The organism is Aquimarina sp. TRL1 (assembly GCF_013365535.1).
Classification (GTDB): Bacteria; Bacteroidota; Bacteroidia; order Flavobacteriales; family Flavobacteriaceae; genus Aquimarina; species Aquimarina hainanensis.
Genome location: NZ_CP053590.1, coordinates 335,867 through 352,720, shown reverse-complemented (window position 1 = coordinate 352,720; position 16,854 = coordinate 335,867). Strand labels below are relative to the sequence as shown.

Genomic DNA, 16,854 nt, shown 5'->3' with positions numbered 1-16,854 from the left:
GGAATTAAAAATATGGTTTATAGAGAAAAAGGCAATCTCTAAAAGAACCGTTTAATTATACTTAATAGTGCTGAGGAGAGTAACAAAAAACACAAAAAAGGTATAATTGATAGAATTTAAAATACATAATTATACATACTTAACACAATAGAGAGTGTATATATAGGGAATATTTTACTCGTATTTTATAACTAACAACATCATGTTTTTAGAATTTTTTAAAGGGAAAAAAGGAAAAGCATTATATAGAAATTGGTAGTATGAAGTGTATAGTTGTTGCCAAAGAAATGAAAATGTTGTCTTATTAAAAACAACAACAATATTATTATAATTACTTCACGTAATAAAAAGGTAAGATTCTTAAAAAAAATGAAATGATATTTAATAAAGAAAAATCTTACATATTTATTTTGATGAGCTTTGCTGGCAGATGATTTATAATGCAAAAAAATAAAACATTATAGATTAAAAATATAAATGTTAAAATTTAGTTAAATAAATCATATTTATTTAACATTTATCATAAAAAAGAAACGTTTTTCGAAAAAGAAAATATAATGGTTATTTGTATACAATAAAAAACTTTTAAACACTAAATATACTTTGTTGCATTAATATTATGTAATATATTATTAATAAGCTAACATGATTTGTGTTGCTTTTATGAAAAAGAAGGTAAAATAGAATTAGTTTGTTTTTGTTAATAAAAAAGGTATTTTTTTGATATATTCTTTATTTTTGATGTTTAAAATTAAGAATAATATAATTTTATATATATTTGTGCTTTAACGCTAAACTCAATTTATATATGAAAACTACCTTTTTAAGAAAAGGAATACTATCTATTTGTATAGTATTTTTATCATCTGTACTGTATTTGTATCACGATTCAGATACAAAAAAAAATGAAGAAGGATTACAAGAGTTAAGAGATCAGCATCTTTATTTTTTAGAAAACAGTCCTTTTAAAGAATCTTTACTACTTACTAAAAAAGCACGTAAAAAACGTGGTATTCCCCCAAATAAATACTTTGAGCAGATGTGGGAATTAACGATGAACCCTAAAACAGGGCGTACAGAACCAGAAAAGATATTTAAAGTTCAAAAACAATTAAAGTCGAGGAATGTAAAGAGAGCCCCGGGAGAAAATAATGCAAATGCCTGGAAAGAAAGAGGTCCCAATGATGTTGGAGGAAGAACCCGTGCTATCTTATTTGATCCTAATGATCAAACTAACAGAAGGGTATTTGCAGGAGGAGTAAGTGGAGGATTATGGGTTAATAATGATATAACTTCTGCAGCTTCGCAATGGACAAGAGTTCAGAATGTGCCGGGTAATTTATCGGTTACTTCTATTACAGTAGATCCTAGAAATTCTAATATATGGTATATTGGTACTGGGGAACAATATACTTTTGGAGATGTAGTCGGTACTGGTGTCTATAGATCTGTTGATGGAGGGAATAATTGGCAGATAGTGAATATTCCTCCGGCAGGAGGAGGAGACCTTCAGGTAGATGAAACCAATCTATTTCTATCTGGGATTTATTTTGTAAATGATATTATAGCCTGGGAGAATACTACTGAGAACCGAACAGAATTATTTGTAGGAGTAGGGGCGAATATATATCTTCCTTCTAATGAACCTAGAAATTGGCTAGGAGTTCAATCTGCCGGGATGTATCATTCTATTGATGGAGGAGCTACTTGGAACCGGATTGAATCAGCAAATATGCGATACCAGCAGGATAACAATACCTATTACTATATTCCGAATGATTTTGAAATTGGAGCCGATAATCGTTTGTGGATGGGGACAATTAATTTTGTGAAATTCGATAATATAGGTGGAGGTCGTGTGTTTAGTAGTGTAAACGGAGCTACCTGGGTAGAAGCAGCTGCTTCTCCTCTGGGAGATTCAAATCGGGTAGAGCTAGAGCCATCTGCTACAGATCCGAATAAAATATATGCGCTTACGCAAGGGGTTTTAAGAGATGGAAATAACAATGTGATAGAACCTGTTCATATTTATAGAACAACAGATGGTTTTGCAACCAATCCGGTAGCAACAGCACTTCCTGTAGATCATGATCGTGCAATTCCTATAATTGGGTATGATGGAATTCCGGCTAATGATTTTACTCGGGGTCAGGCATTTTATGATTTGATGATTGAGGCAGATCCTACCAATGATAATGTTGTATATGTAGGGGGGATTGATTTATTCCGTTCTGCCAATGGAGGAAATAACTGGACACAAATATCTAAATGGTCTAACAATAGTGGGTTGGCGCAATTAAGAGCTTCTTTAGTGCATGCCGATCAGCATGCAATGGTGTTTAGACCCGGGAATACTAATCAGGCTATATTTGGAAATGACGGTGGAGTGTATTATGCGTCTGATTTAGCAAGAGCAGGGGACTCCGATGTGATCAGTAAGCGTGTAAATAACTATAATGTTACTCAGTATGTAAAAGCCGGTATCGGACCGAATGGAGCTAGAGACCAAAATGGAATATTTACAGCAGGATCACAGGATAACGGTTCCCAGGCATTTAGAAATGCAGTCGCCGGAATTAATGGGTCTGAACAATTATCAGGAGGGGATGGGTTTTATACTTTTGTTGATAAAGATGGAGAATATATGATTAGTACCTATGTTTTTAATAATATTCATAGATATAAACTTCCCTGGGATGGAAAAGGACAACAAGCAGGAGGGGGAGAAGCAATATTAAGTGAAGGTACAGGAGATTTTGTGAATCAGATGGGGTATGATAACGATGCTAATTTCATCTTGTCAAATGCCTCAAAAAGGGGTGGAAATACCTCAATAAAGACTATTGATGTTGCTAATAATAGAAACGGAAATATAGATAATCAGATGCTAACGGCTAAGCCAACAGCATTTGTAGCATCTACTTTTGCGAATAACACCTGGTATGTAGGAGCAGCCGATGGAAAATTATTCCGTTTAACCAATGTTGGAGTAGGTGCTGCGAATTGGGCAGAAATCAATACTCCTTTTGTAGGATCAGTATCTTCTGTGAGATTAGGAGCAACTGCAAATGATCTGCTAGTGACAATTCATAATTATGGAGTAACCAGTATATGGTACTCATCAGATGCAGGAGTTAACTGGGTAAGTAAAGAGGGGAATTTACCGGATATTCCAGTACGAGATATTCTACAGAATCCATTAGATAGAACAGAAGTAATCGTGGCGACACAATTAGGAGTGTGGATGTCGAATAATTTTGATAATGCAAATCCTGTATGGCGACAGTCCTATAACGGGATGAGTGATGTTAGTGTGACATCGTTTGATTATTGGGCAATTGATGGAGATGATGATAATAATATTGTAATAGCTTCTACTTACGGTAGAGGAGTTTTTACAGGAAGTTTTACGGCTAATGGAGTGGTTGATAATGAATCGCCTACAGCGCCTACGAATCTTGTTGCGTCGAATGTTCAGGAAACTTCTTTGGAGTTGAATTGGGGTGCGTCGAATGATAATGTAGGAGTAACAGCTTATGATATCTATCGAGATGATGTTGTAGTTGCGACAGTAGCAGCAACTAGTGAAACAATTAATGGACTCACGGCAAATACTGCATATCGATTTAAAGTCAGAGCAAAAGATGCAGCAGGAAACCATTCCGCATTTTCTAATATCGTTTCTGTTAAAACATTAGGAGGAACAGGAAGTGATTGTCAGAAAGTAACAGGGGTTACAGCTACTGATATAAAAGACGTGTCAGCTATAATTAATTGGGATGCTACAGCTGGAGCTGCTCCTTATACTGTAGAGTATAAAAAGACTTCTGATAGTGGTTATGCGGTAGTTGAAGCAACATCAAATACGTTAGAATTAAAAAATCTTAAGTCGGAAACAGCATATCAGCTACGTATAAAATATACCTGTAAAGGAACTACTGGAGATATCTGTGATGGAGTAGCGCCATGGAGATCAGGAGTAAATTATCAGCCAGGAGATAAGGTGGTGTATGACAATGTTTTGTATCAGAAAAATAGTTTGAATCGTTGGGATAGTATAGGGAAATGTGGTACAGCAGGGAATCAGCAAGAAACAGATGCTCCGTATTCAGATGTAATAACATTTACAACCAAGAAAACTACAGGAGGAGGAATTTGCGAAGGAGTAGCGTCATGGAGGTCAGGTGTGATATATCGACCAGGAGATAAAGTAGTGTTTCAAGGTTTCTTGTTTCGAAAAAATAATTGGAATAGATGGGATAATTTAGGACCATGTAATGGAAGTAAGAAGCTAACCTCTCTGGCATCATCCCCTCCATCGGCTATAGAGCTGGTAATTTATCAAGAACCATTTTCTGATATATTGTCCATCTCCCTGCCGGAAACTGTATTGAACTTGTCGTCATATCAAATATTTGATGTAACAGGAAAAGTTATTATGAGAGGAGAAAAGGCTAAGAAAATAGATGTAGGAGCTATGGAGAACGGAATGTATGTGTTAAAAATAACATCAGGAAAGAATAATTATATAAAACGTTTCTTGAAACATTAATAATCTAGCCATATAAAAAACAAAAAAGCGCCTTAAAAAAGGCGCTTTTTTATTCTTAGGTATAAGTGAAGGTGAGGAACGCTTGATTTTTTAGTGGAAGAATAGCTTATGGTTCGGGAAGTGCATCAAAAAAATAGAAATACAGTCAGGTGTCTGAAGAAATCGTTGTGATTAAAAAACATTCAATAGGTATAATTGACATGTTTTAAGTTAGAGGGGGAGTAGGGGAGTATAGTGAGGGGAGACGCTTCGTTTTTTATGCATTTTTAATAATGATAGAAGTTAATTAAGGTGATTTAAAAGAAAGAATTATGTAAAACAAAAATTAACTAAATAGAATCATCTAAAAGAAAAAAAATAAAAATTGTATTGTTTTAAAATTAAATAGCAGGAATATTTTTTTTGAGTAAAAAGAAGTGAGATTTTGGGTAAAGAAATATAGTAAAAAGAAATTAAAGAAAAATCTTACATGTTTTAATTATGTAAAAAATATAGTTGAACGACTGTAAGAGTCTTTCAGGAGATAATTTTTGTACTACAAAAACAAAAGTTAAATATAAGTTAATAAAAATTATTTTTTTAACATTTCTATAATAGGATTCTTTTTGTTTTCAAAATGGGTGTTATGGTTGTTTGTATGAAAAAAAGAGGGGGGTAAAGTTCTAATATATACTTTGTTGCATTAGTAAAAGTTGCTACAATGATCCTAACATACTGAAAGTTATGGAGGTTTGGTTTATTATATGAGTTAATGTGATTTGTTGATTTTTGTAAGTAAAAAAATGATTTTTATTATTGATTTTTTTATTTTTTGCACAAAAAAATAACAATAATATAATTTTTATATATTTGTGGCTTAACACTAAAACTCAACTTATATATGAAAACTACCTTTTTAAAAAGAGGGGTGCTGTTTTTTTGTGTCGTATTTTTATCATCTGTACTGTATTTATATCATGCAACAGATGCGCCAAAAAAAGAAAAGTCCTTACAAGATGTAAGAGATAAACATCTACGTTTTTTAGAAAACAGTCCTTTTAAAGAAACCTTAAGTCTTACTAAAAAAGCACGAAAAAAAAGAGGTATTCCCCCAAATAAATACTTCGAACAGATGTGGGAATTGACGATTAATCCTATGACTGGGCGTACAGAACCAGAAAAGCTTTACGACGTTCAAAAACAATTAAAGTCGAGGAATGTAAAAAGAGCCCCGGGAGAAAATAATGCAAATGCCTGGGAAGAAAGAGGTCCCAATGATGTTGGGGGAAGAACCCGTGCTATCTTATTCGATCCTAATGACCAAACTAACAGAAGGGTATTTGCAGGAGGAGTAAGTGGAGGATTATGGGTTAATAATGATATTACCTCAGCAGCTTCGCAATGGACAAGAGTTCAGAATGTACCGGGTAACTTATCAGTCACTTCTATTACAGTAGACCCAAGGAACTCTAATATATGGTATGTCGGTACAGGAGAACAATATACAGCAGGTGATGTAGTTGGTACTGGAGTGTATAGATCTAATAACGGAGGGAATAATTGGCAAGCGGTAAATATTCCTCCGGCAGGAGGAGGAGATCTTCAGGCAAATCCCACCAATTTGTTTCTTTCAGGGATTTATTATGTAAATGATATTATAGCCTGGGAGAATACTACTGAGAATCGAACAGAATTATTTGTAGGAGTAGGAGCGCATATATACGGAGCAGCTTCGGGACCTAATAACTGGCTTGGAATTCAATCGGCTGGGATGTATCATTCTATTGATGGAGGAGTGACCTGGAATCGAATTGAATCTGCTAATATGCGATACCAGTGGAGTAACAATAACTACTATTATGTCCCGAATGATTTTGAGATAGGATCTGATAATCGATTATGGATGGGAACGATCAACTCTCCTATGGGAGAAGGAGGAGGTCGTGTATTTAGTAGTGTAAACGGAACTGCATGGGTAGAAGCAGCTGCTTCTCCTCTGAGAGATTCGAATCGAGTTGAGATAGAAACCTCAGCTACCGATGCAAATAAAATATATGCACTTACTCAGGGAGTCTTAACAGATGAAAATAACAATGTAATAGAACCTGTTCATATTTATAGAACAACGGATGGTTTTGCAACCAATCCAGTAGCAACAGCACTTCCTGTAGATCACGATCGTGCAATTCCTAGAATTGGGTATGATGGAATTCCGGCCAATGATTTTACTCGAGGTCAGGCATTTTATGATTTGATGATTGAGGCAGATCCTACCAATGATGATATTGTATATGTAGGGGGGATTGATTTATTCCGTTCTGCCAATGGAGGAAATAACTGGACACAAATATCTAAATGGTCTAACAATAGCGGGTTGGCACAACTGAGAACTCCTTTAGTGCATGCCGATCAGCACGCAATGGTGTTTAGACCCGGAAATGCTAATCAAGCTATATTCGGAAATGATGGAGGAGTATATTATGCATCCAGTTTATCAACGGCAAATAATAATGCTAATGCGATTGGGAAGCGTGTAAATAACTATAATGTTACTCAGTATGTAAAAGCCGGTATTGGACCGAATGGAGCTAGAGACCAAAATGGGATATTTACAGCAGGATCACAGGATAACGGTTCTCAGGCATTTAGAAATGCAGTCGCCGGAATTAATGGATCTGAACAATTATCAGGAGGGGATGGATTTTACACCTTTGTAGATAAAGACGGACAATACATGACAGCCACATATACCAATAATAATATTTATCGATTTAACCTTCCCTGGGATGGAGTAGGACAAGAACAAGGAGGAGGAGAGGAGATATTAAGAGAAGCTACAGGAGATTTCGTGAATCAGATGGGGTATGATAGCGATGCTAATTTCATCTTGTCAAATGCGACAGTTAGAGCTAACAATGTGAATCATACCTCAATAAAGACTATTGATGTTGCTAATAATAGAAATGGAAATATAGATAATCAGATGTTAACGGCTAAGCCAACAGCATTTGTAGCATCTACTTTTGCGAATAACACCTGGTATGTAGGAGCAGCCGATGGAAAATTATTCCGTTTAACCAATGTTGGAGTAGGTGCTGCGAATTGGGCAGAAATCAATACTCCTTTTGTAGGATCAGTATCTTCTGTGAGATTAGGAGCAACTGCAAATGATCTGTTAGTGACAATTCATAATTATGGAGTAACCAGTATATGGTACTCATCAGATGCAGGAGTTAACTGGGTAAGTAAAGAGGGGAATTTACCGGATATTCCAGTACGAGATATTCTACAGAATCCATTAGATAGAACAGAAGTAATCGTGGCGACACAATTAGGAGTGTGGATGTCGAATAATTTTGATAATGCAAATCCTGTATGGCGACAGTCCTATAACGGGATGAGTGATGTTAGTGTGACATCGTTTGATTATTGGGCAATTGATGGAGATGATAATAATAATATTGTAATAGCTTCTACTTACGGTAGAGGAGTTTTTACAGGAAGTTTTACGGCTAATGGAGTGGTTGATAATGAATCGCCTACAGCGCCTACGAATCTTGTTGCGTCGAATGTTCAGGAAACTTCTTTGGAGTTGAATTGGGGTGCGTCGAATGATAATGTAGGAGTAACAGCTTATGATATCTATCGAGATGATGTTGTAGTTGCGACAGTAGCAGCAACTAGTGAAACAATTAATGGACTCACGGCAAATACAATATATAGTTTTAAAGTGGTGGCTAGAGATGCAGCAGGAAATACCTCAGCTGATAGTAATGTTATCAATGTGCGAACTCAGGTGGTGGCAGCAGATCCATGTAATGGAGGAGCTGTACTTACAGCAATTAATGGGGCGTTTACAGATGGTAGTGGAAATCAGGATTATCCAACAAATAGAAATTGTAGCTGGTTGATTAGACCAGAAAATGGAGGTACAGTAACCCTTCGTTTTGATGCGTTTAATACGGAGGCTAATTATGATTTCGTAACAATATATGATGGAGAAAATACAGCAGCACCTCAGTTAGGGCGTTTTTCAGGAAGAACAATTCCTGCAGCGATAACTTCTACAGGAAATGCAATGTATGTACAATTTACATCTGATGAGATTATTACAGCTTCTGGATGGTCAGCTCGCTATGAAGCTAATGATCAGGGGAATAATAATGAAGGATGTGCAAACGGAATCAATGTTTTTCCTTATTCTGAAGGTTTTGAAGCTGGGTTTGGAGCTTGGACTCAGGCAGCTGGTGATGATTTTGATTGGACACACCAACAAGGAAGAACGTTTTCTAATAACACAGGACCTTCCAGTGCACAAGAAGGAAGATTTTATGTGTATGTAGAAACATCTAGTCCAAATAATCCGAATCGTACTACAATTCTGAACTCGCCATGTTTTGATTTAAGAAATCAAGGAACAGCCACTTTTACATTTACATATCATATGACAGGAAATGCAGTGGGATCCTTGAGATTAGAAGCTAGTAGTGATAATGGAGTTACCTGGGCATCTGTTTGGAATCAAGCAGGAAATCAAGGAAATGTATGGAACAACGCCAATGTCAACCTTAATGCTTATGCAGGAAATTCAGTACAATTGCGTTTTGTAGGAACTTCCGGAAACTCATGGCAGGGAGATATGGCTGTTGATAATCTTCGATTGGCTACAACAGCTAATAATAATATTGCTACTACAGAAGAACTTGGCAAAGAGTTATTGGCAGATGGTGTTAAAAAAGAAACCATTGAGGTAACTGTATACCCGAATCCGGTACAGGGTGGAGTACTCCATATCGGAGGAACTGGAATAGAGAATATGAATTACAAAGTAATGAATCTATTAGGACAGGTTTCAAAACAAGGAAAGCTGCAAACGAAAGCAATTGATGTACAAGGGTTGCAAAATGGAGTTTATATTCTACAATTGCAAACCGAAGGAAAGACGACCATAATGAGACAGTTTGTCAAAAAATAAGCAATGGTAATTTTAATAGTTTTGTAAAGAAGAGGGATCGAATTCGATCCCTTTTTTTAATGTGTAAGGGATAATTGCCAAAAACTGATCTGTCTCCTTGTCCTGAATCCCAGCTTTTCATATAAACGGATGGCCCCGATGTTGGTAGAAGCTACATGAAGATAAGGGATCTTATTTTGAGCAAAAATAGCGTTCGCAGTTTTTGCAACCAATTGTTTGGCGTATCCATTTCCTGTATGATCAGGATGAGTAACTACGGCGCTAACTTCTGTAAATTGATTCATTTTCATACGTTCTCCAGTAACAGCTACCAATATATTATCAATATAGATTCCATAATACTGTCCCATACGACATGTATACTTTTTAAAATATCCCGGTTGTACAGTATTGACCAAATCAAAAAGATCTTGATGATGTTCGGTTCCAAGGGCAGTAGTAGTATGAGTATGTATTATGGGAATAGGAGAGTCTAATACCATTTGATTGCAAATAAGTTCTTTGCAGACTGTGAGATGAGGCGGACAACTGGGAGAAGTTCCGACTACATAGAAATCAGTAGTATGTTTGCTGTACTCACTAAGTGCAGTTATCATTTCCGAAGGTTTAAAAACACCTCCAAAAGGACAGAAATCAGGATGATAGAATGCAATGTCTTTATAAAAAACACCTAGCTCATGATGTGTCTGTTGTAGAGAATACCATACTGGATTGTCCAGAGGTGTGTAATTAATGTCCATGTCCGATTTATTAGAATCCAAATACAATAATATGAAATCTATATTCGAAGTGGACCTCGAGCATTCAAAAAGATAAAAAAACAACCACTTTTACCATATCAATATAAAAAGAAAAAAGAAAAGGTTGCTCTTTTGTCTCAAATGGACAAACACCTCCTAGAGAAGGTAAATTATTTTTGGTAAAAAATAAAAACCAGATGATACGTAAACCAAACAAAAGTGTATACCTTTTATTAGTATTAGTTTTTTCTGTAAACTATCTAGCTGCTCAATTAGCAGGAAAAGAACAATGCTTATTTGAACAATGGGAATTGGCATATTACAAGATTGGAAATGAAAAATACCCTCCTTCTAAAAAGGAAAAAAAAGACTACCTCAATTTAGGAACAGATATGAAATTTATTTCCATGTCAGAAGAAGAAATAGATCGTGGAACCTGGTTGTTTAATACCAATGGGAGTTATATAGAAATGCAGAATAGCAAAGGAGAAAAGCTCAAAGCACATATCATTTCGATTACTTCAAAGAACTTGGTTCTACAATTTGATATCGATGAGCTAAGAGCGATAGAAGTTCATTATAGTGCTTCTGTAGGCGAGGAATAAGTAGAGTTTGTTATGAGATGGATGCAATTAGGAGTGTTTCTGTTTTTTGTAATACAAACAGTCGCTCAGGAAGATGTTGTTTTACAAATGGTTCCCATTCAGTGGGGAACACCTCAGACTTTTCATATAAAGGAGGTCATAGACAAACGACAAGAAAAATATTTAGGAAGGTTTAAAGATGTAATGTATCAGAAAAGAAGCTTTCGCTTGGCTCCGGATGCAGCAAAAGCAATTCGTGATTTCTTGGTAGTATCATTACCAGATATTCCAAATACCAAGGAAATCAGTATTGTGATTGAAAAGTTAGCTGTACAACAGGCACAGATTTCTCCCTCAGCATTGAAAGCGAGAGTGTTGATACAGCTGTCTTTTTTAGAAGAAAGGGATGATAAGGGATTAAAAGAAGTGTATAATCTTCGACATTATGAAGAAGAAATTTTCCCTTTAGGAAAAGAAGAAGAAGCTATTAAGACCCAGGAGAAGAGAATTAGAGCAGCATTGGAGTATTGTATCAGACAGTTTACCTCACATAAAAACGGAGAAAAAACAGCGATTTTTTCAAATGTAGCAGTGATGAGTCGCTTAGGAAGGTGGTATGATCTGTTTACCTATACCCGTCGATATAGTAAATATTATCAGGGGTGGGAAGTTAGTTATATCGGATTTTCAGATAATGATAAAGAGTTTATAATCCCTTTTGTGATGTCATATGGGCAATCTAAACCTATAAATAACATAAAAGAAAGAAAGGGGTATGTCGATGTCGATACCTATGTGTTTAGTCCTGGTTTTCATGGGTATGTAAAAATGTTTCCAGGGATTTACGGAGTGTTAGGGGCGCAATTTCCAGTAGGGATAGAATTATTAAAAAGAAAGGAAAGTAAACGAAAGGGAAGTTTTTTAATGGGGGTGCGTACGCAGCAAGGGGTAAAGTTAATTCCGTGGAAAGATATGGGGCTTGTAATTGGTATTGGCGCCTTTCAAAGAGTACAAACTTCTAAAGTATATACATTCGACTATGGTATTGCCTTCGAATTAGGAATTCATTTTTAATAAGAGAAATGGTTGGTAATATATTAATGAATTGTGATTGAATTTTATAGCTAAAGAAAGGAACCCTGACACTGTTCTATAATAATTTATATACGACTCTCTAGATTATTATATCACAGAAGACTAGTTGTTTGAAATTTATTGCACTAGAACCATTTATTTACTATTAGGACCAAAATGTGCTTAAGGTATGTTAGTTCGTAATAAAAGATAAAGTTGTCCTATAAAAGTAATTAGTGTTTAATAACTAGAATTAACGTTTTGACTTTCTGGTTTTTTGTAGGAAAAAACTTGTGCTATCTCTTTTGTTAGACACCGGATTAATAGGTACTTTAGCGTTTTAATTATTAACCAACTAATTAATAATAATGACCACAGCCTTAAAAAATGATTGCCTTTTAGAGTTTAAAAAATATATAAAAAACTCTTTTTTTCTCATTTGAGCTTTGTTTTAAAATAACATGTACTTTACATTTTTAGATCATTCGTGATAATAAAACTATTATACTGTTTTTATTATTGGAAAAGCTAACATTAGTTAACAAGTATTAGGCAAAATATCTCCACTGCTTTTTTATTTTTAATTAAAATACTTTTAGTTATAAAAGGACGTAATTGTTCAAAAAAGTCAACTCTTACTATTTATGGAGTAAGAGAAAGATACTTTTTACATGAGTTCTATTTGTAACTGGATTTCTATACGGATATGTCAATATGATATAGTTATTGGCGGAATCTTTCTACTTAAAAAAATAAAAAAATATTGCTTATTAGTTAATTGTGTGGGCTTTTAGAAAAATTTTCTAAAAATATATTACCTCTTACTCAAGTGATTTAAACACTTATTTATACCAATTTTAACTAAAAAACTAATGAAAAAACACAAGATTCTTAAATGTTGTATACTCGTTATAATGAGTATATGTTTGAGCTGCAACACTAAAAATAATTTATCAGAATTCTCTTTTGATATTAATAGGAAAGAGGCTTCTTCATATACTATTGCTGCTAATGATTCAATCCTTAGCTATTTAAATTTTTCCGATAAAACAGATTCTATAAATGCAACTAAAGGATTTATGGGAACGATAGAATCAGGGGAAATTGTAAATGATTCAGGGAATGTTGTATATAATATGAAACAATACGACTTCATAAAAGGAAAAGCTCCAGGAACAGCTAATCCCAGTTTGTGGCGACAAAGTAAACTAAATAGTCTTAACGGATTGTTTAAGGTGACAGATAGTATCTATCAAATACGAGGATTTGACTTGGCAAACATGACATTAGTAAAAGGGAAAACAGGATGGATTATTATAGACCCTTTATTGTCAGAAGAAACAGCAAGAGCAGGGTTGCAACTTGCTAATGAAAAAGTAGATAGTTTGCCCGTAAAAGCTGTTATTATTACCCATAGCCACATAGATCATTTTGGAGGTATTAGAGGGGTGATGAAAGGAAGCGATACAATCAATGGGAAAATACCGATTTATGTCCCTCAAGATTTTTTTGAAGAAGCGGTAAGTGAAAACGTGATGGGTGGCAATGCAATGGGAAGAAGAGCTTCATATATGTATGGGAATGTCCTTTATAAGGATATAAAAGGAACTTTAGGTACAGGTTTAGGGCAAACAACTTCAACAGGTATTTCAGGAATATTAAATGGTACAGAAATTATTAATGCAGTAGAAGGAGTAAAAGATACAATTGATGGACTGACAGTTGAGTTTATTTATACCCCAGAATCAGAAGCTCCTGCAGAAATGATGTTTTATTTTGAAGAGTTAAAAGCTTTCTGTCAATCAGAAGACATCAATCACACGTTACATAATTTATATACTTTGAGAGGGGCTAAAGTGAGAAATGGACAAAAGTGGAGTCAATATATCGATAGAGCAATTTATAAATGGGGAAAAGATGTAAAATATTCTTTTGGTTCACATCACTGGCCCACTTGGGGGAATGAAGAAATTTATAAACTATGGGAGAACCAAAGAGATTTATATCGTTATATACATGATCAAACGTTACGGTTGGCTAATCAGGGATATACCCCGTTAGAGATCTCAGAAATGTTACATCTGCCAGACTCATTAGATAAGCAGTTTTATAATAGAGGATACTATGGATCTGTTAGTCATGATGTCAGGGCACAGTATCAATTGTATTTTGGATGGTTTGATGGGAACCCAGCGAACCTTCATAAATTACCTCCTTCTGATGTAGGAGAACGATATGTAGCTTTTATGGGAGGAGCTGATTCTTTGATAAAAAAAGCGAAAGTATCTTTTGATGAAGGGGATTACAGATGGGTAGCCGAAGTAGTAAATCATTTGGTGTTTTCAGATCCTGATAATCAAAGTGCTAGAAGGTTATTGGCAGATACTTATGAACAGTTAGGGTATATGGCAGAGTCAGGTCCGTGGAGAAACTTCTACTTGTCAGGGGCTAAAGAATTACGTCATGGAGTAAAAGAATGGGATACTCCTAATACTGCAAGTCCAGATATGGTTAGTGGGATGACTAATGAGTTGTTCTTTAATTATCTAGCAATGGGGTTTATAGGGACAGATCAGGAAGCAGTTGACTTTGATTATAATTTTAATGTTAACCTGATTGATGTTAATGAAAAGGTTTCTTTGATTGTTCAGAATGGCGTTGTAACTCCTCGTATAGGGGCATTAATAACAGAAGATGTGACTACAACTGTAACTATGAAGAGAGCAGACTTAAATAGAATTGTAATGAAAGAAACAACTTTTGAGGAGTTGATAAGGAACGGAGATGTTATTCTAACAGGAAATGAAGAGGCATTTATGTCTTTTATTTCTAAGCTTGATACCTTTACATTTTGGTTTCATATTGTAGAACCTTAAATAATTTTATAAAAGAGTGTCTGGCTTTTTAGACACTCTTTTTCTATTTCTTTTAACATCCATCAGGGATTACAGTTATTTGTAAGGAGATTTCTATCAATTTTGGGAATGATAATGCTGAGATAAGGTGAGGTACCTTCTGAGTACTCCATAGCATAGGATCAATGACCAAATTTGATGTGATCACCTCATAAAGCTCCTTTTTTTTAATGGTTGATAAAAAGGTGATGGGCTGCCGTATGCCATTAATAGTTAAATATCCAGTAGAGGAAAAAGAAGAAGGACCGGTATACGCTGTGTGAAGGATATGTAAAATTGCTCCGGGGTGTTTTTTTATATCAAAAGAAGCCCTGGAAAAAAAAGGAATGCATGTTTTACTGTCATAGGTATAAGATTGTAGTTTTGAATATAAATCAACTTCGAACATGCCTTCAGTAATCTGTGTATCTTTTTTTATTACATGACCTTTTTGAAATGAGATTTTTCCATTATGTTTCCCTCTATGATGATCATCTGTGGCGGACCAGTGAAGGGTACTTTGAGAAGCATCAATAAAAAGTTTTTGCTGAGCAAAAGAGGATAAAGAACTATAAAAAAGAACGAATACAATTATTGTGTTTTTCATGATATATGTTTTTTGTAAAGCTAAAAGAGGAGTTGTTGGAAGGTGAAAAAAAAATGTAAAAGAAGTGCAAAAAATTGTAAATTTTACCCGTATTAACTTGTTTACAAAGTATTTTGTGAAATCGAAACTTATATATCGTATACTATTTATGGGAGGCATACTAGTTTTTTTTACAAGTATGTATATGGCGCGATCAAAAGAACCATTATATTTTTCTGAAATAGTAAAAGTAGCATTAAGAGATGTAGGGAATCAGTTACTCTTGTCGGATAAAGATTCTATTTCATTGATAAGTCCGATAATTCAGATTAATGAACATACCTATGAATTGTCTTTTGAGGCAGACATATCCATTGTTCCTGATACCCTGGTGGCGAATATTCGTCATAGTTTTGAAAAATTAGAATTACCAGAGCGTTATATCGTAGAAGTAATCAATTGTAGTAACAAAGAAGTTTCGTATAGTTATCGGGTAATGATGTCGCAAGAGGAAAGCATTATTCCATGTCTGGGAAGGAGACTTCCGTATAATTGTTATAGAATTCGGATATTGTTTATAGAAGAAACAGCTGTTTTAGGGGGGGACAATGTACTTGTATGGGCTTCTCTTTGTTTGATCAGTATTGCAGGAATTGGTTTTTTATATGTAGCTAAGAAAAAAAACAGGAAAAATAATGAGGCTTCAGAACAAATACGAATAGGGAAGTACTCGTTTTATCCGGATAAAAACTTTTTAGAAAAGGAAGGAAGGCGCATTTCATTAACGACTAAAGAACGTGAGCTAATGCAGTTGTTTAGTCAGCATCAAAATGAAACGATTAAAAGAGAGGTATTGGTAAAAGAAGTATGGGAAGATCAAGGGGTCATTGTTGGGAGAAGCCTGGATGCTTTTATTTCCCGCCTTCGAAAAAAATTACAGGATGACCCTTCTGTGAATATTATAAATATTCATGGGGTAGGTTATAAACTGGAGGTGCTTTAAATATTATTTTCTAACCGATGATGGTTTAGAAATATATTAATTCCCTTATTAATACCTTATATGTCTACAGGGGAGTTTACTTTTATTCGTGCTTTTTTGGATTAATCGTTAAGCTCTTTAAGTATGTTCGTAATGTAGCAGGTTGTTTGTAAAATCAACAGAAAAAGTACATGATATAACCATAAATCTTATTTTATGGTTTGTTGTTTAAGTTGTTGATTTTTAGGTTTTTAATTTTTATTTTTTGTGGTTTTTCTGGTCTGTAGTAACAAAATATTTTTCTAAATTTAACTTCGTAATTAAAAAAAATGAAATATTTCATTGAGTAGCTACTTTTAATTCCTTTTGATTACTAAACTATTTTTTATCCCTGTCAAATAGCTTAAAAAGTCTCCAGAGGGTCTGGGGCTCTTATGTGTTATTTAGCCATAGCAGTCTAAATATAACAGAACAATAAAATTTGAAAA

The 16,854-nt window shown here is 34.6% G+C and carries 8 protein-coding genes; 6 read left to right on the top strand and 2 right to left on the bottom strand.

Annotation, left to right across the window (positions count from 1 at the left end):
* Nucleotides 1-808 precede the first annotated feature (808 nt).
* Complete coding sequence (locus tag HN014_RS01435) at nt 809-4,552, top strand: fibronectin type III domain-containing protein (RefSeq protein WP_176027132.1); 3,744 nt, start codon at nt 809-811, stop codon at nt 4,550-4,552.
* Nucleotides 4,553-5,432: 880 nt separating this feature from the next.
* Nucleotides 5,433-9,506, top strand: a complete 4,074-nt coding sequence (locus HN014_RS01430; RefSeq protein ID WP_176027131.1) for a CUB domain-containing protein — start codon at nt 5,433-5,435, stop codon at nt 9,504-9,506.
* Between the two features lie 56 nt (nt 9,507-9,562).
* Here the strand turns inward: HN014_RS01430 and HN014_RS01425 are convergent, their stop codons facing one another.
* Nucleotides 9,563-10,246, bottom strand: a complete 684-nt coding sequence (locus tag HN014_RS01425) for a GNAT family N-acetyltransferase (protein WP_176027130.1) — start codon at nt 10,244-10,246, stop codon at nt 9,563-9,565.
* Nucleotides 10,247-10,443: 197 nt separating this feature from the next.
* Here HN014_RS01425 and HN014_RS01420 point away from each other — a divergent pair, with 197 nt between their 5' ends.
* From HN014_RS01420 to HN014_RS01410, 3 genes are all read left to right on the top strand, one after another.
* Nucleotides 10,444-10,851, top strand: coding sequence for a hypothetical protein (locus tag HN014_RS01420; protein ID WP_176027129.1), 408 nt, complete (start codon nt 10,444-10,446; stop codon nt 10,849-10,851).
* 12 nt (nt 10,852-10,863) lie between these two features.
* Entirely contained in the window at nt 10,864-11,904 is a 1,041-nt protein-coding gene (locus HN014_RS01415; protein WP_176027128.1) for a hypothetical protein, read from the top strand.
* Between the two features lie 914 nt (nt 11,905-12,818).
* Complete coding sequence (locus HN014_RS01410; RefSeq protein WP_176027127.1) at nt 12,819-14,780, top strand: alkyl/aryl-sulfatase; 1,962 nt, start codon at nt 12,819-12,821, stop codon at nt 14,778-14,780.
* A 52-nt stretch (nt 14,781-14,832) separates the two neighbouring features.
* Here the strand turns inward: HN014_RS01410 and HN014_RS01405 are convergent, their stop codons facing one another.
* Nucleotides 14,833-15,405, bottom strand: a complete 573-nt coding sequence (locus HN014_RS01405; protein ID WP_176027126.1) for a YceI family protein — start codon at nt 15,403-15,405, stop codon at nt 14,833-14,835.
* A 184-nt stretch (nt 15,406-15,589) separates the two neighbouring features.
* Between HN014_RS01405 and HN014_RS01400 the strand changes: the two genes are divergently transcribed.
* Nucleotides 15,590-16,387 carry a helix-turn-helix domain-containing protein gene (locus HN014_RS01400; protein ID WP_176027125.1) on the top strand — a complete coding sequence of 266 codons (798 nt, stop codon included), beginning with the start codon at nt 15,590-15,592 and terminating at the stop codon, nt 16,385-16,387.
* The last annotated feature ends 467 nt before the right edge of the window (nt 16,388-16,854 follow it).

Excerpts from the sequence above, each read along its gene's own strand:
- HN014_RS01435 (WP_176027132.1), top strand. The coding sequence starts at position 809 with ATGAAAACTACCTTTTTAAGAAAAGGAATACTATCTATTTGTATAGTA.
- HN014_RS01430 (WP_176027131.1), top strand. The coding sequence starts at position 5,433 with ATGAAAACTACCTTTTTAAAAAGAGGGGTGCTGTTTTTTTGTGTCGTA.
- HN014_RS01425 (WP_176027130.1), bottom strand. The coding sequence starts at position 10,246 with ATGGACATTAATTACACACCTCTGGACAATCCAGTATGGTATTCTCTA.
- HN014_RS01420 (WP_176027129.1), top strand. The coding sequence starts at position 10,444 with ATGATACGTAAACCAAACAAAAGTGTATACCTTTTATTAGTATTAGTT.
- HN014_RS01415 (WP_176027128.1), top strand. The coding sequence starts at position 10,864 with ATGAGATGGATGCAATTAGGAGTGTTTCTGTTTTTTGTAATACAAACA.
- HN014_RS01410 (WP_176027127.1), top strand. The coding sequence starts at position 12,819 with ATGAGTATATGTTTGAGCTGCAACACTAAAAATAATTTATCAGAATTC.
- HN014_RS01405 (WP_176027126.1), bottom strand. The coding sequence starts at position 15,405 with ATGAAAAACACAATAATTGTATTCGTTCTTTTTTATAGTTCTTTATCC.
- HN014_RS01400 (WP_176027125.1), top strand. The coding sequence starts at position 15,590 with ATGGCGCGATCAAAAGAACCATTATATTTTTCTGAAATAGTAAAAGTA.